At 58.3% G+C, this 24,149-nt stretch carries 26 protein-coding genes; 16 read left to right on the top strand and 10 right to left on the bottom strand.

Going from position 1 to position 24,149, the window contains the following annotated elements; genetic code table 11:
- The first annotated feature begins 35 nt into the window (after positions 1-35).
- Complete coding sequence (locus AC1DQM_RS21980; RefSeq protein ID WP_477746857.1) at positions 36-233, top strand: colicin E3/pyocin S6 family cytotoxin; 198 nt, start codon at positions 36-38, stop codon at positions 231-233.
- A 73-nt stretch (positions 234-306) separates the two neighbouring features.
- Here AC1DQM_RS21980 and AC1DQM_RS21985 read toward each other — a convergent pair whose 3' ends face one another.
- Complete coding sequence (locus AC1DQM_RS21985) at positions 307-732, bottom strand: helix-turn-helix domain-containing protein (protein ID WP_082920914.1); 426 nt, start codon at positions 730-732, stop codon at positions 307-309.
- A gap of 237 nt (positions 733-969) precedes the next feature.
- On the opposite strand from AC1DQM_RS21985, the gene AC1DQM_RS21990 reads away from it, so the two are divergent.
- Positions 970-1,959 (top strand): hypothetical protein, encoded by a 990-nt coding sequence (locus AC1DQM_RS21990; RefSeq protein WP_064616442.1) that lies wholly within the window; start codon positions 970-972, stop codon positions 1,957-1,959.
- A 7-nt stretch (positions 1,960-1,966) separates the two neighbouring features.
- On the opposite strand, the gene AC1DQM_RS21995 is transcribed toward AC1DQM_RS21990, so the two are convergent.
- Together AC1DQM_RS21995 and AC1DQM_RS22000 are read right to left on the bottom strand one after the other, a co-directional pair.
- Entirely contained in the window at positions 1,967-3,142 is a 1,176-nt protein-coding gene (locus AC1DQM_RS21995; protein ID WP_477746858.1) for a hypothetical protein, read from the bottom strand.
- Positions 3,143-3,242: 100 nt separating this feature from the next.
- Complete coding sequence (locus tag AC1DQM_RS22000) at positions 3,243-4,061, bottom strand: sulfite exporter TauE/SafE family protein (RefSeq protein WP_477746859.1); 819 nt, start codon at positions 4,059-4,061, stop codon at positions 3,243-3,245.
- Between the two features lie 112 nt (positions 4,062-4,173).
- Between AC1DQM_RS22000 and AC1DQM_RS22005 the strand changes: the two genes are divergently transcribed.
- Entirely contained in the window at positions 4,174-4,941 is a 768-nt protein-coding gene (locus tag AC1DQM_RS22005; protein ID WP_477746860.1) for an AraC family transcriptional regulator, read from the top strand.
- A 58-nt stretch (positions 4,942-4,999) separates the two neighbouring features.
- On the opposite strand, the gene bglX is transcribed toward AC1DQM_RS22005, so the two are convergent.
- Positions 5,000-7,363, bottom strand: coding sequence for a beta-glucosidase BglX (bglX, locus tag AC1DQM_RS22010; RefSeq protein WP_477746861.1), 2,364 nt, complete (start codon positions 7,361-7,363; stop codon positions 5,000-5,002).
- 254 nt (positions 7,364-7,617) lie between these two features.
- Here bglX and AC1DQM_RS22015 point away from each other — a divergent pair, with 254 nt between their 5' ends.
- Positions 7,618-7,935, top strand: a complete 318-nt coding sequence (locus tag AC1DQM_RS22015) for a helix-turn-helix domain-containing protein (RefSeq protein WP_018926408.1) — start codon at positions 7,618-7,620, stop codon at positions 7,933-7,935.
- An 11-nt stretch (positions 7,936-7,946) separates the two neighbouring features.
- Entirely contained in the window at positions 7,947-8,141 is a 195-nt protein-coding gene (locus AC1DQM_RS22020) for an XRE family transcriptional regulator (protein ID WP_477746862.1), read from the top strand.
- A gap of 44 nt (positions 8,142-8,185) precedes the next feature.
- On the opposite strand, the gene AC1DQM_RS22025 is transcribed toward AC1DQM_RS22020, so the two are convergent.
- Positions 8,186-9,244: an MBL fold metallo-hydrolase gene (locus tag AC1DQM_RS22025; protein ID WP_019581425.1), complete on the bottom strand. Its 1,059-nt coding sequence runs from the start codon at positions 9,242-9,244 to the stop codon at positions 8,186-8,188.
- Positions 9,245-9,459: 215 nt separating this feature from the next.
- Between AC1DQM_RS22025 and AC1DQM_RS22030 the strand changes: the two genes are divergently transcribed.
- Both AC1DQM_RS22030 and AC1DQM_RS22035 read left to right on the top strand, forming a co-directional pair.
- Entirely contained in the window at positions 9,460-10,068 is a 609-nt protein-coding gene (locus AC1DQM_RS22030) for a TetR/AcrR family transcriptional regulator (RefSeq protein WP_477746863.1), read from the top strand.
- A gap of 141 nt (positions 10,069-10,209) precedes the next feature.
- Positions 10,210-10,755: a DUF1003 domain-containing protein gene (locus AC1DQM_RS22035; protein WP_018926412.1), complete on the top strand. Its 546-nt coding sequence runs from the start codon at positions 10,210-10,212 to the stop codon at positions 10,753-10,755.
- Here AC1DQM_RS22035 and AC1DQM_RS22040 read toward each other — a convergent pair.
- Entirely contained in the window at positions 10,730-11,689 is a 960-nt protein-coding gene (locus AC1DQM_RS22040) for a LysR family transcriptional regulator (protein WP_477746864.1), read from the bottom strand. The genes AC1DQM_RS22035 and AC1DQM_RS22040 overlap by 26 nt on opposite strands.
- A 15-nt stretch (positions 11,690-11,704) precedes the next feature.
- Between AC1DQM_RS22040 and AC1DQM_RS22045 the strand changes: the two genes are divergently transcribed.
- On the top strand, positions 11,705-12,412 hold the full coding sequence (locus AC1DQM_RS22045; RefSeq protein ID WP_477746865.1) for a CTP synthase C-terminal region-related (seleno)protein: 708 nt from the start codon (positions 11,705-11,707) through the stop codon (positions 12,410-12,412).
- Positions 12,409-12,732 carry an antibiotic biosynthesis monooxygenase family protein gene (locus tag AC1DQM_RS22050; protein WP_064616427.1) on the top strand — a complete coding sequence of 108 codons (324 nt, stop codon included), beginning with the start codon at positions 12,409-12,411 and terminating at the stop codon, positions 12,730-12,732. Before AC1DQM_RS22045 ends, AC1DQM_RS22050 begins: the two co-directional genes overlap by 4 nt.
- Before the next feature lie 72 nt (positions 12,733-12,804).
- Here the strand turns inward: AC1DQM_RS22050 and AC1DQM_RS22055 are convergent, their stop codons facing one another.
- The gene (locus tag AC1DQM_RS22055) at positions 12,805-13,131 is read right to left on the bottom strand and encodes a DUF2025 family protein (protein WP_019581430.1); all 327 of its coding nucleotides are present in this window, start codon (positions 13,129-13,131) and stop codon (positions 12,805-12,807) included.
- A gap of 236 nt (positions 13,132-13,367) precedes the next feature.
- On the opposite strand from AC1DQM_RS22055, the gene AC1DQM_RS22060 reads away from it, so the two are divergent.
- The 3 genes from AC1DQM_RS22060 to AC1DQM_RS22070 all read left to right on the top strand — a co-directional run bounded on the left by AC1DQM_RS22060 (position 13,368) and on the right by AC1DQM_RS22070 (position 16,292).
- Positions 13,368-14,495: a glycerophosphodiester phosphodiesterase gene (locus AC1DQM_RS22060; RefSeq protein WP_477746866.1), complete on the top strand. Its 1,128-nt coding sequence runs from the start codon at positions 13,368-13,370 to the stop codon at positions 14,493-14,495.
- Positions 14,496-14,667: 172 nt separating this feature from the next.
- Positions 14,668-14,973: a PepSY domain-containing protein gene (locus AC1DQM_RS22065; RefSeq protein ID WP_007934833.1), complete on the top strand. Its 306-nt coding sequence runs from the start codon at positions 14,668-14,670 to the stop codon at positions 14,971-14,973.
- Between the two features lie 158 nt (positions 14,974-15,131).
- The gene (locus AC1DQM_RS22070) at positions 15,132-16,292 is read left to right on the top strand and encodes a GAF domain-containing sensor histidine kinase (protein WP_477746867.1); all 1,161 of its coding nucleotides are present in this window, start codon (positions 15,132-15,134) and stop codon (positions 16,290-16,292) included.
- 16 nt (positions 16,293-16,308) lie between these two features.
- Here the strand turns inward: AC1DQM_RS22070 and AC1DQM_RS22075 are convergent, their stop codons facing one another.
- Together AC1DQM_RS22075 and AC1DQM_RS22080 are read right to left on the bottom strand one after the other, a co-directional pair.
- A complete protein-coding gene (locus AC1DQM_RS22075) occupies positions 16,309-16,671 on the bottom strand; it encodes a hypothetical protein (RefSeq protein ID WP_111454785.1) in 363 nt (120 codons plus the stop codon).
- 294 nt (positions 16,672-16,965) lie between these two features.
- On the bottom strand, positions 16,966-18,591 hold the full coding sequence (locus tag AC1DQM_RS22080; protein ID WP_018926422.1) for a methyl-accepting chemotaxis protein: 1,626 nt from the start codon (positions 18,589-18,591) through the stop codon (positions 16,966-16,968).
- A gap of 275 nt (positions 18,592-18,866) precedes the next feature.
- Between AC1DQM_RS22080 and AC1DQM_RS22085 the strand changes: the two genes are divergently transcribed.
- The 4 genes from AC1DQM_RS22085 (at position 18,867) to AC1DQM_RS22100 (ending at position 23,571) form a co-directional block, all read left to right on the top strand.
- Positions 18,867-19,889 (top strand): transporter, encoded by a 1,023-nt coding sequence (locus AC1DQM_RS22085; protein WP_018926423.1) that lies wholly within the window; start codon positions 18,867-18,869, stop codon positions 19,887-19,889.
- Positions 19,890-20,163: 274 nt separating this feature from the next.
- Complete coding sequence (locus tag AC1DQM_RS22090; protein ID WP_477746868.1) at positions 20,164-21,780, top strand: inorganic phosphate transporter; 1,617 nt, start codon at positions 20,164-20,166, stop codon at positions 21,778-21,780.
- A gap of 205 nt (positions 21,781-21,985) precedes the next feature.
- A complete protein-coding gene (locus AC1DQM_RS22095) occupies positions 21,986-22,852 on the top strand; it encodes a 2OG-Fe(II) oxygenase family protein (RefSeq protein ID WP_138866930.1) in 867 nt (288 codons plus the stop codon).
- Complete coding sequence (locus AC1DQM_RS22100) at positions 22,849-23,571, top strand: TylF/MycF/NovP-related O-methyltransferase (protein WP_018926426.1); 723 nt, start codon at positions 22,849-22,851, stop codon at positions 23,569-23,571. The genes AC1DQM_RS22095 and AC1DQM_RS22100 overlap by 4 nt, the downstream gene beginning before the upstream one ends.
- Before the next feature lie 60 nt (positions 23,572-23,631).
- Here AC1DQM_RS22100 and AC1DQM_RS22105 read toward each other — a convergent pair whose 3' ends face one another.
- Positions 23,632-24,069: a multidrug/biocide efflux PACE transporter gene (locus AC1DQM_RS22105; RefSeq protein WP_018926427.1), complete on the bottom strand. Its 438-nt coding sequence runs from the start codon at positions 24,067-24,069 to the stop codon at positions 23,632-23,634.
- Positions 24,070-24,149: the final 80 nt, after the last annotated feature.

Below are 24,149 nucleotides of genomic sequence, written 5' to 3' on the forward strand. Positions count from 1 at the left end.
AAATAAAGCCCTGACCAATCACACTGATCGGGCTTTTGCTCAAGAAAACCCAATACAAGGGAGGACTTCGGGATCGCAGGACTGATGCGAAGGGTAGAACAATTTACGAGTGGGATATTGTTCATGGTGAACCTGAAGCCCTGTCAAAATCTGCCGACATCCGAATCTTCCCCTTTAATCGCCCAGGCTTGCGCGTCTGCGGTGAATCGACATGGGGCAGCAGGCCCAGATAAGGCTTGCCGGCCTTGGTGATCACCACCCTGTCGCCCTGCCATGCACGCGCACCTACGGATTTTGCGTCATCACTCAATCGGCCGGGCCCTTATCGCCATCCTTGGTCTTTGTTGTGGCTCGCAACGTAGCCACTCTATTAAGCTGTCCTGCGGACTTGCGTTTAGGATTGGCGCCGCGAACGGGCGCTTTGGAAACCGGCTTTTGCTGCCCAAGCGGCGGCGTGTGAAGAGTTGTGGCAATGGTCAGCCCCAGACGCAGCCCGAACTTCCTCAGGATGGCTTCGAGGGTGCTGACGGTCGGATTAGCCTTGTCCTTCTCGATCTGGTACAGCGCCTTGGTCGACATCTTGCACATGGCTGCAAAGGTTTCCTGGTCGAAACCGGTCACCTCAAGCCTTAGCCGACGAATAGCGGTGCCCAGGGTTTCGATCCCCGTCACATGCTGCATGACGATGTCGTCAATGAGCTCCCTGCGCCGTTCGTTGGTGTTCTCTTTCATCGCAGCCCCCCATTCAACCAGGCGTCCTAGCATGGCTTGCCACACAGTCGGAACTATAATGCCAACTATCGTGGCTCAACCCTCCACTTCCAGCAGTATAATTCCGGTTATGCTCGCACGTCCTGCCTATTGACCGGTGCATTGCTACGGATTTTGCGCTGTGCCAAAAACATTCAGTGCAACCCTCCCCACCTCCCGCTATTAATACCCGTCCCCTCTCAAGGACCCGAGCCCGCCATGAAATTCGACCTCGCCTACTGCCTCAGCCTCGACGACAAGCTGTCGATCTATGATGTGCGCGATCTGAATTTCGATGAAACCATGGATTTCGATTCCGCCAAGGAGCATTTCCAGTGCCCCAACGATGCCTGCCGTTTGGCATTCGATGCGGCCAACGTGTTGGGAACGTTCAACGCCAAGAATGTGAATTACGTGCGCACGCCGCACTTCAAGAACATGCCCAGCACGCGGCATGTGGCGGATTGTCCTTATGTCAGTCTGAAGATGCCGGCGTCGGGTGTGGAGGCGGACGGGGCGGAATCGGATGACGGTCGGGAGGAGCATTTTCCGTCGGAGTTGTTGCTGACTCGGCGTGAGTATGTGCGTAAGCCTGCGAGCCCGGCGGTGGCAGCGGATGTTTTGCGCGATGCCCCGACTCTCACTTCAGCGAGCAGTAACGTCGAGCAGCCAAGCCGGGAGTCGGCGCCGGACAAGACCAGTGTCTTCGCACACCCGGTGGAGTGTTTTGTGTCGAACTTCACGGACAAGGAGCTGCTCAAGCGCATGCCGCTGAAGATTGGCGAGCACACGGCGCCCTATGGGTCGTTCTTCAAGAAGATCGAGTACCTGCAGGACAACAAGGGGCTGATTTACTGGGGCAAGATCAAGGAGATCAAGGATTACACCCAGAGCTTTCGCATCGATTTCGAACAGAAGGTCTGGTTCAAGCAAGCGGACGAGGCGAAGAAGAAGCCTTATTCGGTCAACGTTTATCTGAGTAAGAAGCTGATCGACAACTACCGCAAGCGCAAAGCGTTTCTGGAAGAGATCAAGCACGCCGTCGACAGTGATGCCGAGTTGTATTGCTTCTTTTATGGCGTGACGCCAGAGTTGAAGCAGGTGCCTAGCAAGAAAAACCCCGAACAGACGTTCGGGGTGTTCAGTGCCAACATCGAGAACCTGGATCACTTCATTATTCGTGAAGCGCCGGGGTTGGCGGATCAGTGACTTCGCCTCAGGGCAGTTGCAGCGCTACGCCGCCGGGATGTTGTTTGATGAGGCTGTAGGGCAGGACGCCCCAGCCAATGTTTCGGCAGACGGCAGACACGTGAGGGAAAGACGGCTCTAACTTGATGCCTTTTTCGGTGAAGTACCAATCCGGATAGTGCCAAGGGTAGTCGTCGTTGTAGCCGCAGTCGTTCTCCCCTTCAGCCGTTGTCGTCATTTCCTTGGGATACAGCTTAAGCAGTTGCGCCACCAGCCAAGGCGCCAGCTCCTTGGACCGGTAGTCGTAATAGACAGCGGATGACTCGGATGAAGATTCATCGTAGTCGTAGATTTTTTGCTCGAAATGCAGCGGTTTGCCCTGCCCCACCCACAGCACGTCATCAAGCGTCAGGACTTTCCCGGTACGGGTATCAAGATTGAGCGCCTCATTGTACTGATCCGGGTAAGCCCCACCGCAGTAGTACTCGAATGAGATAGTCGCGCTCATGACGGAGGACGTCATCCACAACGGCTGAATCCCCTGATTGTAGTAGCCCTGTTTGCCATCGACGTAGCACCCGAAATGCCCCACCACGCCCTGCCACAACCGCGCCATCAACTGCTGATTGATACGCTGGCGCGTTTCAGCGGTGTACCCCGAAACCACTTCAAACCCTTCCATTTTTGTCTGTGGCTCGCCCCACCATTGCAGCGTGTACCCTATGAACGTTTCGGTCCGTCCTTGTTTGAGTTTCAGGCCTTGCAGACGCAGATATTCGTATGGCGCCTTGTCATGGAGTCTGACGAGATAGGGCAACGTTTCGGCGGACACTGGCGGGAGTTTGGCTTGCTGTAATTCGACCTTGAGGACTTTGCCTTGTGGACTGGTCCATTCGCCGGACCAACCGTCGGGCTTGGGATGCAAGCGAATTTGCGGGACAGTTTTACCCTCATCGTCAGCCTGGCTGCCCTCGTCGAGTATCAGGGTTTCGCCTTCTCTATTTCCGGTGAGTACTAGATCACTGCGATACTTTTGGTAAAAGTACCGCCCCTCACTGCCGTTGGCGTTCACCTCCAGCACAATCGGCGATTTGCCCACAGTTCCGGTGTAAACCTGAGTGCCATTTTCAGCCCACAGCGCGGTAGAAAAAGTTGAACACACCAACACGACAATGCCGGTCAGACGAAACAGTCCTTTGAACATCAAAACATCCTTGAGTGAATCGAGCGCTGCTCGCGAGAAGTTGTCGCGGATTATGGCGAAGCAACGTCCGAGAATCGATGGAAAGCTACGCCGATAACACTCAACCCAGACACATGCTAAGCATCACCACTACCAGCAAACCAATATAAACCCGCGCATGCACCCGATCCGGTATCCGCCCGATCCACGGCGTGGCCAGCCGAATCCCCACCAGCGACCCAAACGTCAATACCGTAAACGCCAGCACATCCACATAACCGACAAACCACGGTCCCAGATCAAACTCGGTAAACCCCGCCATCGCCATATAGGTCAGCGTTCCGGCCACCGCAACCGGAAGACTCAATGGATTAGCCATGGATGTGGCTTGCGACATGCTGAGGCCACAGCGTCTTAGCAACGGCACGGTCATGACGCTGCCGCCCACCCCAAGAAACGTGGCGATAGCGCCAATTCCCACACCGCCGCCAGACACTTCTGCCCCGCCCAATCGCCGTGGGATTTCGATGTAGGACTGTGTAAGAAAACCGCGTCTGAACAAGCAATCCAGAATGGTCACGCCCAGGTAAACGATGAAGGCAAAACGGATCAACTCACCACTCGCCCACATCGCGACCACAGCTCCGACGATCGCGCCCAAGCCGATGAACCCGCCCAACGGCCACAAGTAATGGCGAATGAGATTGCCGGCGTGGTGATGTTTTCTGGTGGCGATTAGCGCATTGACGATCATCACGCAGGTCGAGGTGGCTACGGCAATGTGCATCGCCGCTTGGCCGATGGGGTCGTCGATGCCGTGGCTGGCCGTGAGCATGCGGTACAGCAAGGGCACGACGACAAATCCGCCGCCGAAGCCGAACAGCACGGCGGTGACGCCGGTCATGCAGCCGAAGAGTGCCAGCAAGAGGTAGAAAAACATCGCGCATCGTCCGTGGGTTGAGAGTGGCCGACGATAGAGCGATATGGCTTGGCCTGCTTCAGCAAGTCAGCCAATAATGTTTGCGTTTACGCCAACCGCTGGGTGCCGCTCGATGCGCAATGTTTCGATTGATCTGCTGGACGACACGCCACGGCCGGTGGTGGCCATCGGTACGGATTATCCCGACGGTCATCGGTTGCCGCGCCATACCCATCGACGGGCGCAGTTGTTGTATGGCGCCACCGGGGTGATGCAGGTGAGCACGCTCGACGGCAATTGGGTGGTGCCGCCGCAGCGGGCGGTGTGGATTCCGCCAGGGGTGGCGCATGAGGTGTTGATGCTGGGGGTGAGCACTCGCAGTGTGTATATCGAACCGGGGGCGGTTGATCTGGGCAGCCGCTGCCAGGTGATCAGTGTTTCGCCGTTGCTGCGGCATTTACTGATGGAGGCGGTGGAGGTTGCGCTGGAGTACGACGAGGCCGGGCGCGATGGGGCGCTGATCGACTTGTTGCTGCATGAACTGGCGCGTAGCGCTCATTTGCCGCTGCACATTCCGCTGCCTGTGGATTCGCGGTTGCTCGGGTTGTGTCAGAGGTTTCTCCGGCAACCGAACGCTCACCAATCGCCGCAACAATGGGCCGATCAGTTGCATATCAGTTTGCGTACGTTCAATCGTCTGTTCCGCCAACAAACCGGGCTGAGTTTCAGCCAATGGCGGCAGCGGGCCTGCGTGGTGCTGGCCTTGGCGCGGCTGGCGGTGGACACGCCGGTGACGCGCATTGCCCTGGATTTTGGTTATGAAAGTCCGGCGGCGTTTTCGACGATGTTTCGTCGCGTGTTGGGGCAGGCGCCGTCCGTTTGGTTGGAGGGGGCGAAATGACCCCGTAGGAGCGAAGCTTGCCCGCGAAGAATGCACCGCGGTTTCCAGGGATTACGCATCATCGTTCTTCGTGGGCAAGTCGGATCGCCGCACCGCTCGCGTCTACAGGTTCTGCACCAGGCGGATGATTGTCTTGAGTGGCTTGTTCTGACAGCAATTCAAAGCTCTGCTCCTTCACATCCTGGGAATCCAGGCCGATTTGCACCCGGAACTCACCCGGCTCGGCGACGTATTCCAGTTGGGCATTGAAGAACTTCAAGTCGTTCTCGTTAATGCTGAAGTGGACTGCTCTCTCCTCGCCGGCCTTGAGCATGATTTTTTGGAAGTTTTTCAGTTCTTTGACCGGCCGGGCGACGGAGGCAACGACATCGCGGATATACAGCTGAACCACCGTTTCGCCGTCACGCTGGCCGGTATTTTTCACCATGATGCTGGCGACGAGGTTGTCGGTCTTGTTCAGTGTGGTCGAAGACAGGGCCATGTCGGTCAGGCTGAAATCGGTATAGCTCAGCCCATAGCCGAAGGGGTAAAGCGGCCCATAGGATTGATCGAAATATTGCGACGTGTAGTTGCGAAGCGCACCCGGCAGATACGGACGGCCGGTGTTCAGGTGGCTGTAGTAATTGGGGATCTGCCCCACGGAACGTGGAAAGGTGATGGGTAATTTGCCGGACGGGTTGTAGTCACCGAACAATACATCCGCAACGGCGTTGCCTCCCTCGGTACCGCTGTACCAGGTTTCCAGAATCGCATCGGCCTGTTTCTGCTCCTTGCCGATCGACAACGGCCGACCGTTCATCAATACCAGTACCAGCGGCTTGCCGGTGGCTTTCAGGGCGGTGATCAATTCACTCTGGCGCCCCGGCAGATCGAGGCTGGTTCGACTGGCCGCTTCATGGGACATGCTGCGGGGCTCGCCCACCACGGCGATGACAACATCGGCTTGCTGTGCAACCTTGACTGCTTCGTCAATCATTTCTTCTGCCGGGCGAGGGTCGTTGGCGATTTCAGACACGCCCTGGTATTCCAGGTATTTAACAACCTCCTGATCCTCCTCGAGATTGGCGCCTCGGGCATAGATCAGCGAGCCCTGGCTCATCGCGCTTTTCAGCCCGTCGTAGATCGTCACCGATTGCGCGGGCACACCACTTGCAGACCAACTGCCCATGATGTCGACGGTACTTTTTGCCAACGGGCCGATGAGCGCGATCGTGCTCTCTTTTTTCAGCGGCAAGAGCCCGTTTTCATTCTTCAACAGCACCAGTGTCTTGCGTGCCACTTCACGGGCCTGCGCTCTGTGCAGATGGTTTTCGGCGTTGTTATCAGCAGCGCTTTCACTGGCAGCGCCGAGGCGCCGGTAAGGGTCTTCGAATAGCCCCATGTCGTACTTGGCACCCAGTACTTCCCGCACCGCGTCATCAATATCGCTCTGGGAAATGGCGCCAGACTCAAGCAGCCCTGGCAACTCCGGCCCATAGGAGGAGTCGTTCATGCTCATATCAATGCCGGCCCTGATGGCGAGCCTGGCCGCGTCGCGAGGATTCCTCGCAACACCGTGCTGAACCAGATCGGTGACCCCGTTATGGTCGCTGATGACCAGTCCCTTGAAGCCCCACGCTTTGCGGAGCAGGTCCTGCATCAACCATTTATTGGCCGCCGCCGGCACACCATTTATCGAGTTAAGCGCCGCCATGACGGCTCCCGCGCCACCCTCGATCGCCGAACGATAAGGTGGCAGGTAGTCCTGGTACATTCGGGTCAGGCCCATGTCGACGCTGTTGTAGTCGCGCCCTCCTTCGACAGCCCCATACAACGCAAAGTGCTTGGCGCTGGACATGATGCTGTCGGGCGCGTTCAGGCTTTGTCCCTGGTAGGCCTGGACCATCACTCTGGCAATGCGCGAAACCAGATAGGTGTCTTCACCGAAGCCTTCGGATGTGCGCCCCCAGCGAGGATCACGGGCGACATCGATCATCGGGGCGAAGGTCATATCGATACCGTCCGCACTGGCTTCTTTCGCCGCCGTTCGACCGCTCAACTCGATGGCGTCCATATCCCAACTGGAGGCCAGGGCCAGGCCAATGGGGAAAATGGTTCGATGACCGTGTATCACGTCCCAACCGAAAAACATCGGTATCTTCAGGCGGCTTTGTTGAGCCGCGTCCTGCATGGGGCGGTTTACATAACGGCTCACAGAGCCATACGTCCCCCCGATTCGCCCGGCAGTGATCTCCTGGCAGATTTTTTCGGGCGTCATCTTGTCATCGATAGCGATCAGCCGCAGTTGGCCGACTTTTTCGTCGAGGGTCATCTGATTGATGAGGTTGGTGACAAAGGCATCTTTGTCTGGCGATACCGTATCGGCCAGGACCGGCAGAGTTGTAAAGCTGATCAGGGCACATAGCAGACGTAGTCTTTTCATGATTCCCTTCCCCGCATAACGCTGTGGCGCACCGCCTTTGAAACGCCACCTTTCCGGCATTGAAGATCAGAAGGCTGGCGTTCAATCATTTGGAGCTTTCAGGAAACCGCCTAGAGACAGCGTAGTCGGTCCAACGCCCCTGCCTGAGCGAAAAAAGAGAATCGATCAAAAAATGAGTTTGATCCGGGCGCAAAACAACTGTACAAAAACACAGTACATTTTCGAATCGCCACGCTCGATCCCCGGAGAAAACCATGGCCTCTCTTGCAATGAAAATCACCCTGGAACGCATCGCCCTCTTCCAGTTCACCCCCGCCCACTGCGCCCAGGCCCGAGCGATGCTGGGTTGGAGTGTGGAAGAGTTGTCCGAGGAATCCGGGGTTTCCGTTGACGCCATCCAGCGATTCGAGGCGCAGCGTAATGTACTGGATGTCACGCGGCTGGCGTTGGCGTATCGGTTTGAATCGCAAGGCCTGGTGTTCTTCCCGGGGTTTGCACCGGGCCGAGGGATGAATGTGAAAGGGTCCACACCGAATCCGGTGGGGCGGGCGGATTATGCGATGGTTGAGTGAGGTTGCAGCAGATGCGGGCCAAAGCCGAACACGTTATGAAAATAGGCATGCTCCTCGAAACCGGTCAGCTGAGTCAGGCTGAGGCGGCCCATAGGCTTGGATTGTCTGAGGAGGAACTGAACGAAATACTCCGTGGAGAATTTTGCGATCTGACCGTGGCAAAAATCTCGGAATATACAAAGCCGTTACTGGACGAACACAGCTGAAAAGCCCGGGGCGCTTGCACCGCCAGCGCCCAGGCAGCACAACATCAAGCGTTCTGCACTGTCGCCTGATCGCTTACATCTTCCACACCCAACCACCACGCGCCACCACTCTGCGGATACATCACGTTGAACGCCTCGCCCATTTGCGGCGTGGTGATCGATACGTTCCGTTCCCAGGCCAGCGCCAGAATACGGTCGAAAGGTTCGTACCAGGCGTGCATCGACAGGTCGAAGGTACCGTTGTGGATCGGCAGCAACCAGCGCCCTTTAAGGTCGATGTGCGCTTGCAGGGTTTGCTCGGGCTGCATGTGCACGTGAGGCCACTCGACGTTGTAGGCGCCGGTTTCCATAAGGGTCAGGTCGAATGGGCCGTACTGCTCGCCGATGCGTTTGAAGCCGTCGAAGTAGCCGCTGTCGCCACTGAAGAAAATCCGCGTGTCGCCGTCGATCATCACCCACGATGCCCACAGGGTGCTGTTACCGTCGAACAGCCCGCGACCGGAAAAGTGCTGCGAAGGTGTGGCTACGAATTGAAGGCCATCGACCTCGGTGCCCTGCCACCAATCCAGTTGGCGCACTTTGCTGGCGTCGATGCCCCACTTGATCAGGGTGTCCCCCACGCCCAGGGGCGTGAGGAAGTAGCGGGTCTTGTCCGCCAGTTTGAGCACGGCCTGATAATCGAGGTGGTCGTAGTGATCGTGGGACAGGATCACCGCTTCAATCGGCGGCAGGTCTTCGAGGCTGATCGGCGGCTGGTGGAAACGCTTGGGGCCGGCCCATTGCACGGGCGAGGCGCGTTCGGCGAAGACCGGGTCGGTGATCCAGAACTTGTCCTGCAGCTTGAGCAGAAGCGTGGAATGGCCCAGGCGATAGACGCTGTGGTTAGGCGCGGCAATCAACGCCGCCTGGGTCAGGGTTTGCACCGGAACGGGGGCCGACGGCCGGGTGTCGTGCGGTTTGTTGAAGATGAAGTTCCACAGGATGCGCAAGGTTTTGCGAAAGCCTTCGCGCTGCACCGGCACATGGTTTCGGTACTGCCCTTGAGCCTGGCGGGACGCTTCAGGCGTTGAAGCGTTGTTCGCTGGGGAAGTTGAAGTGTCCATGACTGAATGACTCCAGAAAAACCGCACAATCGACGATTTTCCGCTTGGGACGATAAATGGCCAAGGCATGCACGCATCAGCCGAAGATTCAATTTCTCACGGTGCAGGATTAACACAACATTACACTGCACAGTGTAGTTTCTAGGTTGCATCAAAGCCGATCACAAGTAAACTACCAAGTGTAATTCTCCACTTTTTCCTGCCGAAGCGTACTTATGACAGCTCCACAGCGCCTCACCGACCGAAAACGCGAAGCCATCATCCTGGCGGCGATTGCCGAATTCCGTACCCACGGTTTCGACATCACCAGCATGGACAAGATCGCCGCCACCGCCGGCGTGTCGAAGCGCACGGTGTACAACCACTTCCCGAGCAAGGAAGAGTTGTTTGCCGAAATCCTCAATCAGTTATGGACCCGAGTAACGGCCGAACAGGAAACGGCCTACCGCCACGACCTGCCCCTGCGCGATCAGTTGCGCCTGATGTTGCAGGCGAAATTGCAGATGCTGGCCGATGACAATTTTCTCGACCTGGCGCGGGTGGCGATTGCCGCCACCATCCACTCTCCCGAGCGTGCGCAGAACATGGTTGCCCGAATGGGTGAGCGCGAAGAAAGTTTGACCGTGTGGATTCGTGCCGCCCAGGCCGATGGCCGCTTGAAACAGGTCGCGCCTGAGTTCGCTGCGCAACAGATCCACGGGTTGCTCAAGTCCTTTGCCTTCTGGCCGCAGATTTCCATGGGCCAAACGGGCCTGTCGCCCGAGATGCAGCACACAGTGGTGGAATCTGCGCTGGACATGTTCCTGGCGTGCTATGAGTGCTGAACCGAGCTGCAAAAAATGACAACGTCCGCCACTTTATCGCTGTTCGATCGCTCTGAATAAAAACACCGAAATGTGTTTCTGAATGAGACTGGCGCTGGAGCTATAGTGAGCCTCAGTCCCATCCCCTCTTCAGAGAGCATCATGAGCACTCCGACCCACGAAACCGAAACCGAAATCACCGGCCCCGTCGATCACCTGCGCTTCCATCGCCCTCACGCGCACTTGGCACCTACTTTCGGTACCGACCGTTTTGCCCTGCGCGCCGAGGCTTTTGCGCGGTTCTTTGGCACGCCGACCTTCCTTGGCGCCCAGACCTTGGTGGTGGTGATCTGGATTTGCCTGAACCTGTCCGGCGTAACCCAATTCGATGTGTACCCCTTCATCCTGCTCAACCTGGCGTTCAGCCTGCAAGCGGCCTACGCCGCGCCGCTGATTCTGCTGGCCCAGACGCGTCAGGCGGCGCGGGACAAAGCCCAGTCCGAAGCCGATGCGCGACATCGTGAAGCCTTGGCCATCGCCAACAGTGAACGTCAGGCCCAAGCCGCGCGGAACACTGCGCAACTGAAGGAGTTGCTGGAGCAAAACACCCGGCTCACCGAAATCACCAAGACCCTGACTGAGCGCATCGAAAGCCTGACCTCGGAAATGCATCAACACTTCATCAGCAAGGAGCCACCGAAGGTTTGATCCGGAGCGCCCGCCCCAACTCGTCGAACAACGTCACCACCGAGCGCAACGCGCGGCAGTCCGGGCGGGTCAGCAGCCACAGCGCGGTGTCGTAACCGTGCAGGGGCTCGGTCAACGGTTGCAGTCCGTCACCGATCAAAAAGTCCGGCAACGCCGCGACGCCCAGCCCGGCCCGCACCAACTCAGTCACCGACAACATGCTGTTGCAGCGATAGCCGGGTGTAACGCCAGGCAACTGCTGGCGCCGCCAGGCGACGGTGGGGTGATCGGGAAGAAAGTCGTCCGGGGCGATCCAGGTCAATGAGGCCAGGTCGTGGGATTCGACCGATTGCAGATAGGCCGCGCTGGCACAGACCCGGTAGGAAATGTCTGCCAATCGCCGGCCAACCAGATGCTCGGGCGGGGTGCGGGTCAGCCGCAAGGCGATGTCGGCGTCGCGGCGGCTGAGGTTGGCGAAGTCGTTGGAGGTGCAGAGTTCAATAGTCAGTGCCGGGTAAGACGGCATGAACCGCGCCAGTGCCGGTAACAGCAGACTTTGCAGGACCGAATCGGTGCAGGTCAGGCGCACGGTGCCGCTGATGATTTCTCCGCCCTGCTCCACGCCAAGGCGCGCCGCCTCCAGTGCTTGTTCGGCGCGTTCAGCCTGCTCGGCCAGGGTCTGAGCCAACGTGGTAGGCAGGTAACCGGTGCGGCTCTTTTCGAACAGTTGCTCGCCCAGCGCGGCTTCGAGTCGACGGACCGCGCGAAACACCGTCGAAACGTCGACCTTCAACAACGCCGAAGCCCGGGCCAGAGAGCCGCCGCGCACCAAAGCGAGGATCAGCGACAGGTCGGGATAGTCCAGCTGATAGTGCATCGATGCATTGATCACTTGGGATAACGCCAATATTGATTGCGTGAACGCCAATCTATAGTCGGTGCCAGAAATCAACAAGCGTCGAGATCACTCATGGAAACCAACGCCATCCGCATTGCCCTGATCGGTGACTACGATCCACACGTCACCGCCCATCAAGCCATCCCCGTCGCCCTCGGCATGGCCGCCGAACACACCGGCATGAACCTGCAGTTTGAATGGCTGGCCACCGACCGCATCACCGCCGATACGCCACTGGACGACTTCGATGGGTTCTGGTGTGTACCCGCCAGCCCTTATCGCAACATGGATGGCGCGCTACGGGCAATCCGCTTTGCCCGGGAACAACAACGGCCGTTCCTCGGCACGTGCGGCGGTTTTCAGCACGCGGTACTGGAGTTCGCCCGCAACGTATTGGGCTGGGAAGATGCCGAACACGGCGAGACTTCGCCCGACGCGACACGGGCGTTGCTCACGCCGCTGACCTGTGCGCTGGTGGAAGCCGTCGACAGCATTCATTTGGTTGAAGGCTCATTGATCGCCAAGGCGTACGAAAATGCGGAGATTCGTGAAGGCTATCACTGCCGTTACGGTGTGAATCCCGAGTTTGAACGGCAGCTACTGACGCGACAGTTGCACGCGGTTGGCCACGATTCGGCGGGGGATCTGCGGGCAGTGGAGCTGAAGGATCATCCATTCTTTGTCGCAACGCTGTTCCAACCGGAACGCGCCGCGCTCAAGGGCCTGCTGCCGCCATTGGTCAAGGCGTTGATCGAGGCCTGTGCGAGGAAAAATTCATGATCGCCCAGACACCTGCAGCACCTTACTACGCAGTGATTTTCACCTCGCTGCGCACCGAAGGCGACCAGGGTTACGAACAGGCCGCCGAACGCATGGTGGAACTGGCCCGTGAGCAACCCGGCTTCCTGGGCGTGGAATCGGCCCGGGGCGCGGATGGGCTCGGGATTACGGTGTCCTACTGGGACAGCGAAGCGGCGATCCTGGCCTGGAAGCATCACCCCGAGCACAGCGCGATTCGTGAACGCGGGCGATCGACCTGGTATTCGGCGTGTCATACGCGGGTGTGCAAGGTTGAGCGGGCCTATGCGTTCAAACAGTAAATGATGCGGCGTTCTGGAGGCCGTCTTCGCGGGCTTGCCCGCGAAGACGCCAGAACAGCCACCGCAAAACCCTCACCCCCGCACCAAACTCCTCACCGCCGTAATCTGCGGCACGTCCTGTCGATTCATGTACACCCGCAACGGCTCGGTGATGTTGATCCGGTCGTCGATGTTCTGGTCCAACAGCAACTGAATCAGTTCGCGCTTGAGCGTCATGGTCTGCTCGGGGCCGGGTGCCCAGACGAACTCACTGGTAGGGATGATGCCGTCGTCGGCCACGTCCATGCCGAAAGCGTCTTCACTGAAGCGCACGATGTACTGGCCGGTTTTGCGATTGAGGCCGACGAAGCCTTTGAGTTGGTCGGCGGCCTGGCAAATGAGCTGGGAAGTGATGCGCATGGTAAACCTCACAAAAGGTCGCTAAGGACCGGTGATCGATGGTTTACACGCAGGGCAAGTGAACGGGTTTCCCTCTGTCGGGGAAACTGCAGGTGTGAAGATTACTGCAAAGAGCCGCACAAAAGCGTCGAAGAAATCTTCTTTAAACACGTTTATGTCGGTCTGGTGATAGCACAAGCGGCGCTCAGTTGTTAAAAGATACGTCTTTGAAAACTCATCGCAAAAGGACTTCGACCATGCCTGCCACCTTCACCAAGAGCGCGCTGCTGCTGAGCCTGATGCTCGGCCTCGGCCAGGCACAGGCCACCAGCGAGCCAAGCCCCAGCGCACTGGCAACCCGCCTGGGCATTCCGCACCCGGCGGTGATCGCCCACCGTGGCGCCTCTTTCGATGCACCGGAATCCACCGCCGCAGCCTACAAACTGGCTCGCGACCTGGGTGCCGACTACCTGGAAATGGACCTGCAACGCAGCAAGGATGGTGTGCTGTTCGCCCTGCACGACAACAACCTGCAACGCACCACCGACGTCGCTACCAAATTCCCTGAGCGCAAGGATAGCCCGGCCAACGAATTCACCATCGCCGAACTGAAAACCCTGGATGCCGGCAGCTGGTTCAACACGGCGTACCCGGATCGCGCGCGTCCTGGCTACGTGGGTCTGAAGATCCTGACCCTGGACGAAATCATCGACATCGCCCAAGGCAATCCACTGCACAAGCCTGGCCTGTACATCGAAACCAAAGAGCCGAAGCAGTTTCCCGGCATCGAACGCGATCTCAAGGATAAATTGCAGGACCGTGGCTGGCTGAGCCCGACGGGTTCCAAACTGGCAAAAAGTAATCTGGCGGTCGGCCAAGGGAAAGGCAAAGTCGTGCTGCAAACCTTCGAGAAGAGCAGCCTCGAACTCCTCGAGAAGGAGATGCCGCAAGTGCCGAAAATCCTGCTGTTGTGGGTCGGCGAAGGCAGCATCGAGCCGAAATCCAAAGTGACGTTCGCTGAGTCCGGAGACAAGGACAAGGCGACTTACTACGCCAAACAGGAACCGAAGGACAAAGCCGAATTCCAGCAATGGGTCGAGTACGCCAAGGCCCAGGGCGCTATCGGCACCGGGCCTTCTGCCGCGCTGACCAAGGGCGGCGATCAGAGCTATTCGGACCTGGTGAAACCGTGGATGAACCAGTTCACCCACGATCAGGGCATGCTGGTGCACGTCTACACCATCGACGATGCCGTGGATTATCAGAAAGTGATGGATGCCGGTGTCGATGGCATCTTCACCAATCGCGCCAGCGAACTGCTGAAGTTCTATAAGCGCCCGGCGGCGGCGAGCGTTGCGCAGTTGTTGCAGAACAACGGGTACTGATTGGCGCCAGGCGCTGCACCGCGTCGTCCCCATCGCGGGCAAGCCACGCTCCCACAAGGTCTGCGCAAAACCTGTGAGAGCGTGGTTGCCCGCGATTGTTTTTTTAAGGGTGAATTAAGTTGCGCTGTTTAACCTGATCCCACTTAAACAGCTCCTCCAAGGAAAGAACTTGATGAAAACCTTAACTGCCCTGTTCACCGCTGCTGCCCTGACCCTCACCGCAGGCCTGGCCCAAGCTGATGTTCGCGTCGACCAGATCCCCGAGTTGGTCAAAAGCGGCAAGATCAAACCCCTGGAAGAAATGAACCAGGCCGCGCTGAAGTTGCATCCGGGCGCCACGATTACCGATACCGACCTGGATAACCACTTCAACGGTTACGAATATGAAGTGGAACTGCGTCTGGCTGACAACACCGAATGGGACGTGGACTTCGATGCCGCCACTGGCAAGGTCCTGAGCAACAAACAAGACAAGTGATTCAACGGCAAAAAGCCGCACGATCTTCGGGTCGTGCGGCTTTTTTGCGTTCGTCGTAAGGCAAATCGCTGAAGTAATGAACGAAGTCGCGCCCTTTTGCGCAGGCCCGCTAGAATCCCTCAACACCACTCAGCATGTTGAAGCAGAGAACCACGGATATGGGGCAAACAGCGGCAGCAGACATCGCTACGATCGGCCGGATCAGCGCGGTGCCGGCGGTTCTTCAGGTGATCAGTGAGCTGACCGGGTTGCGGTTCGCCGCGGTGGCCCGCGACATCGACAACACCTGGATCGCCTGCGCGGTGCTCGATCGACTGGATTTCGGCGTGCAAGTGGGCGATGAACTGCAGCTGGTCTCCACGCTAAGCGACGAAATTCGCCAGGGCCAGCACTCGGTGGTCATCGACAAGGTCAGTGAAGACCCGCTCAGCCGCGATCATCCCTTCGAAAGCTACATTGCGGTGCCGATACTTCGCACCGATGGACGCGTCTTCGGCACCCTCTGCGCCCTCGATCCTGATCCCGCGCCGCTCAGGTCCAGCACGATCCAGAGCACCATGGAATCCTTCGCCCGGATGCTCGCGCTGCAGATCGAGGCCGAAGAAAACCTGCAACGGACCGAAGCGGCGCCGATCAAGGAACATAAAACCACCGAACTGCGCGAACAGTTTATCGCCGTGCTCGGCCATGACCTGCGCAACCCCTTGTTCGCCATCAGCGCTGGCGCCGAAATGCTCCTGCGCAAACTCAAAGACCCGCCAAATGAGCAACGGGTGCGGCATATCCTCACCAGCGCCCGGCGTGCGACCAAACTGGTCGATGATGTGCTGGACTTCGCGCGCGGGTCATTGGGTCGCGGCATCCCGGTGAATATCGAGCCGTGCCCTGATTTGGGGGATGTGCTGCGGCATGTGATCGCCGAAATCCAGAGCATTCACCCCAAGCGCATTATTCAGTCGTCGATTGGCGACCTGAGCGACATTCACTGCGATCGCGAACGGGTTGCGCAGTTGCTGTCCAACCTGCTGGCGAATGCCGTTGTCCACGGCGATCCCGACGGCCCGGTCGAGGTCAGTGCGCAGGTCAACGAAGGGCACTTCATATTGAGCGTGAAAAACCACGGGCTGATTGCCGAGGATGCGCTGCAGCATCTGTTCCAGCCCTACTCGCGACCGACCGGCGGAACACCGCAGGCCGGCCTCGGGTTGGGGTTGTACATTGCCAATCAGATTGCGCTGGCCCATGGGGGGCAGCTTGATGTGAAATCGACGCAGTCCCATGGAACGACGTTCATATTCACGCTGCCTTTGACGCGGTGACGACAGCCTCAATGTCTTAGACCGCGTTAGCGTGACTCACGGACGATTGGCTGTTAAACATCTCGACCTTGGCACGGAAAGAACTTGAGGTGGAGGTCGATCCATCCAGATGCTTGATCGTGTAGTAAGCCTCCGCAGCGACAGCCACCTGACTCAGCGCTCCTTTGTCCAAAGGAATGTGTATGGGAAAGAAATCACCTTGTCGATATTTGTGATAAGCAACCTCCACGTTGCCAAACTTCACGAAGATTTCTTCGCCCTCTACAAATTCTTCCCGTGCCGGGATGATTACTTTCGGAATCACTGGGTCTGCTTCATCAACGAAAAAAATGATCGACTGTCCACCGACAACAGTCATAGGGTTCAATGTTTCGGTCATCGCAATGCTCCTTGTGAAAGTACTGGCACAGGTTCAGTTTGAGTAGGCGCGCCAAGGGATATCTAGCGCCGCGAGAAAAAAACTGTCTACTGTCAGAAATAACAGGTACCGCTGAAATCGGGCGTCTTGGTTGCAAGTACCCGATCAACGGCACACCGACCTTAACAAGGTGTACAGCTGTAATGCTTAGGGATCAGGCCGAGGTGCTGACCACCGAATCCGCCGTACTGCCACCTTCATCCTGCAACGCCTGTGTACCGACTCGGTAACCGATTCGATACACAATCCATTTCACTAGGCGCTCAACCGCGCCGTTACCTCATTCAATTGCCCTGACAGCCCATGCAGGTTGTGGCTGGCCGCTTCGGTGCGCTGCACGTTGTCCAGGTTGGTGCTGGCGATGCTGGTGATTTCGGTGAGGTTGCGCGAGATGTCTTCGGCCACTGAAGTCTGTTCTTCTGCGGCGGTGGCGATCTGGCGGTTCATGTCGCGAATGGCTTCCACGGCATGGGTGATCCGCTCGAGCATGGCGCCGGCCTGGGTCACTTGTTCGACGCTTTGCTCGCTGCGCGACTGGCCGCTTTCGATGGCCTGGGCCGCGTCCACCGCACCGGTTTGCACGGTTTGAATGATCTGGTTGATCTCGATGATCGACGCCGCCGTGCGCTGGGCCAGGCTGCGTACTTCATCAGCGACCACCGCAAAACCGCGCCCGGCTTCACCGGCACGGGCCGCTTCGATTGCCGCGTTGAGCGCCAGCAGGTTGGTCTGTTCGGCAATGCCGCGAATCACTTCCAGCACCTTGCCGATGCGCCCGCTGTCTTCTTCCAGACGACGGATGACCGTGGCGGTGTTGGCGATTTCGCCACGCATTTGGGTGATGGTGTGAATGGTGCCCTGCATGACCTTCTCGCCTTGCTGGGCGGACTGATCGGCATCGTCGGCCGCACGTGCCGCTTCGGCAGCGTGGCGCGCGACTTCTTGCGCGGTGGCGGACATTTCGTTCATCGCCGTGGCCACCTGATCGGTGCGATTGAACTGCTCGTTGGTGCCGCTGGCCATAAGGCCGGCAATCGAGTTCAGCTCACCGCTGGCACTGTCCAGGTCCGACGCGCTGCGCTGTAAACGACTGAAGGTTTCGGCGAGGAAATCGCGCAAGGTGTTGGCGGCTCTGGCCAGGTTGCCCAACTCGTCCTGACGGGTGCTGGCCACGCGCTCGGCGAACCGGCCCTGACTGAGTTGCGCCACGTAGTCGATCAGTTTGCGGATCGGCTCCACCAGGTTGCGATTGACCAGCCACAGACTCAACAAACCAATCAGCAGGCCCGACACCAGCATCACCGCGAGCCCCGACAACACCGTCTGATCGGCACTGGCACTGATCAATTTCGATTGTTCGACACTCTGCTTGCGCAGTTCGCCGACCAGTTCATTCATCTGCTCGCTGGCGGCGCGGTCCACGCCCTTGACCGCATTGTCGCCGGCCGCTGGGTCGGCACCGGCCGCCACGTAGGCATCACGGCCCTTCTGATACGCCGCACCTAATACACGATGCTCCTCACGCAGGCGTTCGATGCGGGTCTTGAGTTGCGGCTCCATACCCTTCTGCCCGGCCAGTTCACCAAGGATACCCTGCACATTGCGCTGCCCCTCCTCGAACTGCTTCCAGTATTTGTCCAGGTCCGCGGGTTGCTTGCCGCGCAGCAGGACGTTTTTCCACTCCTGAACCTGCACCTTGAATTGCAGGTTGGCTTCATCGATCAGTTGCGAGGTGTGCAACGGGCCTTCGATCAGGTTCGCGTAGTTCTGAACGCCGTTGGACAAAAAGTGAAAGCAGGCCAAAGCGATCAACAACATCGCCAACAGGCTGCCGCTCAACAGGGCGAGAATTTGTGCTCGAAGGGACTTTTGTAAAGACATCGGGAAGTACTCGAAACAGGAAAGAGGCACGCGGATGAAGGCGTGAAAAGTATCCGGACATCCCTGTCTGCCACGTTGGCCCTTGGCCGAAGGCGCGCAAACGTAACCTAAGCGTGATCGGCGTTCCAGAGCGATTCTTGAGGAGAATCCGACCATCGGTATCGCAATCGTTTGCGTACACCTTGCCGTCACAAAATCGTCATGAGCGCTTGCAATGATGGGGCTCAAGTGAACCTGTGAAACCCGCGACAGGCGCCTCCCCGCAGCGAGACTTCATGAACCACAGCATTGATCAACGCCATCGCGATTCCGACCTGTTCGGCCTGCTTTACGGTTTCAGTTTTCGCCCCGGCGAGCGCGGTCGAGAGATCGATTCGGCCAAGGCACTGCACTGCCTGCAACAACTGGACGACAGTGATGAGTTTCTCTGGCTGCACCTGAACCTGGCCCATGCGGCGTGCGAGCGCTGGATGAAAAGCCATCTGGAATTGCCCGACGAGTTTTTCGAAGCCTTGCACGAGGGGTCGCGTTCGACGCGCATCGAGCATGTCGATTCGGCGTTGCTGGCGGTGGTCAACGATGTGGTGTTCAACCTCAGTAGCATGGTTTCCTCGGATGTCTCGACGCTGTGGGTCTGCGCTCGCAGTCGGCTGATCATCAGCGCGCGCCTGCAACCGCTGCACTCGGTGGACAAGCTGCGCTCTTCGGTGAAGGCCGGTGAATGCTTTCGCTCACCGCTGGAATTGCTGGTGCATTTGCTGCGTGATCAGGGCGAAGTGCTGACGCAGATCGTGCGCAAGACCAGCCTCAGTGTCGATCAGATCGAAGATGAATTGCTGTCGTCGCGCCTGTCCACCAACCGCGCCGAACTGGGCGCCAACCGCCGGGTGCTGGTGCGCCTGCAACGGTTGCTGGCGCTGGAGCCGGGCTCGTTGCTGCGCCTGCTCAATCGTCCGCCGCAATGGTTGCAGAAGGAGGACGTCAAGGAGCTGCGCAAATCCACCGAGGAGTTTGCGCTGATCATCAACGACCTCACCGCCCTAGGTGAGCGGATCAAACTATTGCAGGAAGAAATCGCCGCCAATCTCAACGAGCAGAGCAACCGCACGCTGTTCACCCTGACCGTGGTCACGGTGTTGGCGCTGCCGATCAACATCATTGCCGGTTTCTTCGGCATGAACGTCGGCGGGGTGCCGCTTGCCGGGGATCCGGAGGGGTTCTGGATTCTGGTGGCACTGGTGGCGACGTTTACCCTGATTGCCGGGCGCTGGGCGTTTCGTAAGCGGCGCGATTATTAAGCAAAGTACCAAGGCCTTATCCCAATCCTGTGGCGAGGGGGCTTGCCCCCGTTGGGCTGCGTAGCGGCCCTTATCGGGTTTATTCATTCAAACCGCATTCTCTGGTTTTACGACTGCTTCGCAGCCGAACGGGGGCAAGCTCCCTCGCCACAGGTATTTGCCTGCCTTAGCATCCGGCATCACAAAAAAACCAAACACTGACCCAGCGCAGTCTCACTGTAATATTTAGCAACGATCATGGCCGATACTCCTTCTCTGCTCAGGATTGTCCGGCATGGCTACGCCTTCCTTCACCGCCGCCTCCCAGGCGCCCGCCAGCGGCGCCAGGCCGCAGTTCGATAAAAAACCCGGCCTGCTCACCTTCGTGATGTTCTTTGCCGTGCTGGGCAGCGGGCTGTTGTTCACCGCCTACAGCCTGATGCACGACATGAGCGAACTCGGCACGGTGGTCACCACCTGGACGCCGTTTCTGCTGTTGGGCGTGGCACTGCTGATTGCCTTGGGCTTTGAGTTCGTCAACGGTTTTCACGACACTGCCAACGCCGTGGCGACGGTGATTTACACCCACTCCTTGCCACCGAATTTCGCCGTGGCCTGGTCCGGGTTCTTCAACTTCCTGGGGGTGTTGCTGTCGAGCGGCGCGGTGGCGTTCGGCATCATCGCCCTGTTGCCGGTGGAGCTGATTCTGCAGGTCGGCTCCTCTGCCGGTTTCGCGATGATCTTCGCCCTGTTGATCGCCGCCATACTGTGGAACCTCGGCACCTGGTGGCTGGGTTTGCCGGCTTCTTCGTCGCACACCCTGATCGGTTCGATCATCGGTGTCGGCGTGGCTAATGCCTTGATGCACGGCCGCGACGGCACCAGTGGCGTGGACTGGGCCCAGGCAACCAAGGTCGGTTACGCGTTGCTGCTGTCGCCGCTGATCGGCTTCGCATTCGCCGCGTTGTTGCTGCTGGCGTTGCGTGTCTTCGTCAAAAATCGCGCACTGTACAAGGCCCCGAAAGGCGACACCCCGCCACCGTGGTGGATTCGTGGCATGTTGATTCTGACCTGCACCGGCGTGTCCTTCGCCCACGGCTCCAACGACGGCCAGAAAGGCATGGGCCTGATCATGCTGATTCTGGTGGGCACGCTGCCGATGGCGTATGCGCTGAACCGCACCATGCCGGCGGATCAGGCCTTGCAATTCGCCGCGGTGGCCGAAGTCACCCAGCAAGCCCTGATGAGAAACACACCGCTGCCGATGCCCACCGATCCACGCCCGGTGCTGACCGACTACATGCGCAACAAGGAAGCCACCCCGCAACTGATCCCCGCCCTCGCCGCGTTGGCGGGCCAGATCGGTAACGAAGTGAAGGGTTACGGCTCGCTGTCGAAAGTCCCGGCCGAAGCGATGGGCAACGTGCGCAACGATATGTACCTGACCAGCGAAACCATTCGCCTGATGGACAAGAACAAGGTCGGAAACTTCGACACCGACACCACCGGCAAGCTGCAGTTGTTCAAGCAACAGATCGACAACGCCACGCGGTTCATTCCGCTGTGGGTGAAGATCGCGGTGGCCATCGCCCTGGGACTGGGCACCATGGTCGGCTGGAAACGCATCGTGGTGACGGTCGGCGAGAAAATCGGCAAGACGCACCTGACCTACGCCCAAGGCGCCTCGGCAGAAACCGTGGCGATGCTGACCATCGGCGCCGCCGACATGTTCGGCCTGCCGGTATCGACCACCCACGTGTTGTCTTCAGGCGTGGCCGGGACCATGGTCGCCAACGGTGGCGGCTTGCAGATGAAGACCATCCGCAACCTGCTGATGGCCTGGGTACTGACCTTGCCGGCGGCGATTGTGTTGTCGGGCAGTTTGTATTGGTTGTTCACCAAGTTTTTCTGAAGCCCCGCAATACCCTGTGGGAGCGGGCTTGCCCGCGAAGGCGGACCGACAGTCGACTCATCGTCGAATGTAATACGCCCCTTAAGCATTTCGTCGCAAATTCATGGGATTAATCGTTTATTGATCCCTCTCCCGCCGGATAGCACTTCAGTTTGCTACCGTGTTGCCGACTATTAAGAGACTCGATGTATTCAGGAGGGGAACCGTGAATCTGTATATCAATCAGCTTCAGAAGAAAGCTGACTTCAAAGAAGCCATCTACGCAGGCGACATCTTCCTGAACACTCAGCTACGCACGGCCAAAGAATTGTGTGCGTTTGCCCAAGAAAGCATCACTGCCGCCTTCGACGGCGAGACCAATCACCAGGCGCTGCACACGTTGATGCCGGTGGAAGAATTCGTGGTCCTGGTCACTCGCCTCAAGAGCCAGTTCACTAACAGCCAACGCGCCAAGGACTTGATTCTGGGCTTCATCGATGAAATCGGTGTCGACCCTCGCGAGTACATTTTCGACGTGCCACGAATCCGCGTAGTGCCTAACTTCGACTACCTGCATGCCGGCGTCAGCTATGCCTACAAACCCCATCGCGACACCTGGTACGGCGGCGTCGACTGTCAGATCAACACCTGGATGCCGGTGCATACCATCAGCCCTGACCAGACCATGATGATCAATGGCGGTTATTTCGACCTACCGGTGAAGAACACTTCAAAGGATTGGAGCCTGTCCGACTGGATCAACAACCAGCGTCATCGAGCCAAGGAAAACCTCAAGGAGGAAGTACGGGTACACCCGGTTCCACTGGAAGAGATCAATACTTCTTCGGAAATCCGCGTGGCCGGCAACATGGGCGACATGCTGATTTTTTCCGGTTCTCACCTGCATGGTACGGTTCCCAACTACACGCAACAGACCCGCTTCAGTGTGGACTTCCGCCTGATGCACCTTGACGACCTCAAGCACAAGCGCGGGGCGATCAACGTCGACAGCGCCTGCCCGGACGTCGGTGCAGGGTTCAACGATTATTTCCACGCTCACGACTTTTCGAAATTCCAAGGAATCCAGCAATGACCAAGCGTCGCATTACGCCCGCCGAGGCTCAATACAACGAAACCCGTGCCAATGTCCTGAAACGGGTCGACGCCGAGTATGTGGCCGACGCGCCATTTGTCTTCGCCCACCGCATCGGCGTGACCGCTGCACTGTCGCGCATGGAGCTGTTCAAGAAAGTCGCCGAAATCCCTGGCGCGATCATTGAATGCGGCGTGTACAAGGGCAACTCGCTGATGCTCTACATGCACCTGTCGATGATTCTGGAACCCTACGCGATCAACCGGTCGATCATCGGCTTCGACACCTTCGAAGGCTTCCAGAGTATCGACAAGAAAGAAGACCCGGCGGACGTCAACGAGACCATGTTCTCCGACACCGACCAGTCGCTGATCCAGGACATGATCGACGCCAACGACCTGTTGCGCCCGGTCAACCGTATCCCGCGCTGCGAGCTGGTCAAAGGCGACATCGTCAAGACTGTGCCGGAGTGGGTCCAGACGCGTCCGGACCTGGTGGTGGCGATGCTGATCCTCGACACCGACCTGTACGAGTCGACCAAAGTCGCTCTGGAAACCTTCCTGCCGTACATGCCAAAAGGCGCGATCGTAGTGCTCGACGAAGTCGCCTATCGCAACTTCCCCGGCGAAACCAAAGCCCTGCGCGAAGTGCTCGACCTGAACAAGATCGAACTCAAGCGCCTGCCGTTCGATTCGTGCGTGGGCTACTTCCACGTTTGATGCACAAGTTCCTGTAAACAAAGATCAAAAGATCGCAGCCGAAGGCTGCGATCTTTGCTTTTACCCTTCCAACGCCCTGCGCACCATCAACCGCTCCCGCACCACGTCGTAACCCCAGTGATACACGTAGGTGTACGGCAGGAAAAACAGCAGCACGCCGATGTCCAGCAGGAACGCCTGCCACAGGCTGATCTTCAGCCACCAGGCAATCAACGGCACCCCAAACGCCACCAGCCCGCCTTCGAACAACAGCGCATGCACCACGCGGATCCAAGCGTTACGCACAATGGCGAAGCGCTTGAGCATGCGGTCGAACAGGCCGTTGAAGACCACGTTCCAGGCCAGGGCAAGGGCTGCAATCGCCATGGTTGCCACGCCCATTTCCAACATGGGTTTGTCCATGATCCAGGCCAGCAGCGGAGTACAGATCAATATCGCCAGCAGCTCGAAACCGATGGCCTGGAAGATGCGTTCAGTGATGGATTTGTTGGCGTTCATGGCCAGACTCCCTGAGTGACTGTGGTTGCCATGATCTGCCATCGAACCGATACTTCATAACCAATAACCATCGATCAAGG

This window comes from Pseudomonas sp. 01L34, assembly GCF_056400265.1.

What these genes read in the sequence shown, in the direction of transcription:
- AC1DQM_RS21985 (WP_082920914.1), bottom strand. Translation starts at nt 732, where the DNA reads ATGAAAGAGAACACCAACGAACGGCGCAGGGAGCTCATTGACGACATC.
- AC1DQM_RS21990 (WP_064616442.1), top strand. Translation starts at nt 970, where the DNA reads ATGAAATTCGACCTCGCCTACTGCCTCAGCCTCGACGACAAGCTGTCG.
- AC1DQM_RS21995 (WP_477746858.1), bottom strand. Translation starts at nt 3,142, where the DNA reads ATGTTCAAAGGACTGTTTCGTCTGACCGGCATTGTCGTGTTGGTGTGT.
- AC1DQM_RS22000 (WP_477746859.1), bottom strand. Translation starts at nt 4,061, where the DNA reads ATGTTTTTCTACCTCTTGCTGGCACTCTTCGGCTGCATGACCGGCGTC.
- AC1DQM_RS22005 (WP_477746860.1), top strand. Translation starts at nt 4,174, where the DNA reads ATGCGCAATGTTTCGATTGATCTGCTGGACGACACGCCACGGCCGGTG.
- bglX (WP_477746861.1), bottom strand. Translation starts at nt 7,363, where the DNA reads ATGAAAAGACTACGTCTGCTATGTGCCCTGATCAGCTTTACAACTCTG.
- AC1DQM_RS22015 (WP_018926408.1), top strand. Translation starts at nt 7,618, where the DNA reads ATGGCCTCTCTTGCAATGAAAATCACCCTGGAACGCATCGCCCTCTTC.
- AC1DQM_RS22020 (WP_477746862.1), top strand. Translation starts at nt 7,947, where the DNA reads ATGCGGGCCAAAGCCGAACACGTTATGAAAATAGGCATGCTCCTCGAA.
- AC1DQM_RS22025 (WP_019581425.1), bottom strand. Translation starts at nt 9,244, where the DNA reads ATGGACACTTCAACTTCCCCAGCGAACAACGCTTCAACGCCTGAAGCG.
- AC1DQM_RS22030 (WP_477746863.1), top strand. Translation starts at nt 9,460, where the DNA reads ATGACAGCTCCACAGCGCCTCACCGACCGAAAACGCGAAGCCATCATC.
- AC1DQM_RS22035 (WP_018926412.1), top strand. Translation starts at nt 10,210, where the DNA reads ATGAGCACTCCGACCCACGAAACCGAAACCGAAATCACCGGCCCCGTC.
- AC1DQM_RS22045 (WP_477746865.1), top strand. Translation starts at nt 11,705, where the DNA reads ATGGAAACCAACGCCATCCGCATTGCCCTGATCGGTGACTACGATCCA.
- AC1DQM_RS22050 (WP_064616427.1), top strand. Translation starts at nt 12,409, where the DNA reads ATGATCGCCCAGACACCTGCAGCACCTTACTACGCAGTGATTTTCACC.
- AC1DQM_RS22055 (WP_019581430.1), bottom strand. Translation starts at nt 13,131, where the DNA reads ATGCGCATCACTTCCCAGCTCATTTGCCAGGCCGCCGACCAACTCAAA.
- AC1DQM_RS22060 (WP_477746866.1), top strand. Translation starts at nt 13,368, where the DNA reads ATGCCTGCCACCTTCACCAAGAGCGCGCTGCTGCTGAGCCTGATGCTC.
- AC1DQM_RS22065 (WP_007934833.1), top strand. Translation starts at nt 14,668, where the DNA reads ATGAAAACCTTAACTGCCCTGTTCACCGCTGCTGCCCTGACCCTCACC.
- AC1DQM_RS22070 (WP_477746867.1), top strand. Translation starts at nt 15,132, where the DNA reads ATGGGGCAAACAGCGGCAGCAGACATCGCTACGATCGGCCGGATCAGC.
- AC1DQM_RS22075 (WP_111454785.1), bottom strand. Translation starts at nt 16,671, where the DNA reads ATGACCGAAACATTGAACCCTATGACTGTTGTCGGTGGACAGTCGATC.
- AC1DQM_RS22080 (WP_018926422.1), bottom strand. Translation starts at nt 18,591, where the DNA reads ATGTCTTTACAAAAGTCCCTTCGAGCACAAATTCTCGCCCTGTTGAGC.
- AC1DQM_RS22085 (WP_018926423.1), top strand. Translation starts at nt 18,867, where the DNA reads ATGAACCACAGCATTGATCAACGCCATCGCGATTCCGACCTGTTCGGC.
- AC1DQM_RS22090 (WP_477746868.1), top strand. Translation starts at nt 20,164, where the DNA reads ATGGCTACGCCTTCCTTCACCGCCGCCTCCCAGGCGCCCGCCAGCGGC.
- AC1DQM_RS22100 (WP_018926426.1), top strand. Translation starts at nt 22,849, where the DNA reads ATGACCAAGCGTCGCATTACGCCCGCCGAGGCTCAATACAACGAAACC.
- AC1DQM_RS22105 (WP_018926427.1), bottom strand. Translation starts at nt 24,069, where the DNA reads ATGAACGCCAACAAATCCATCACTGAACGCATCTTCCAGGCCATCGGT.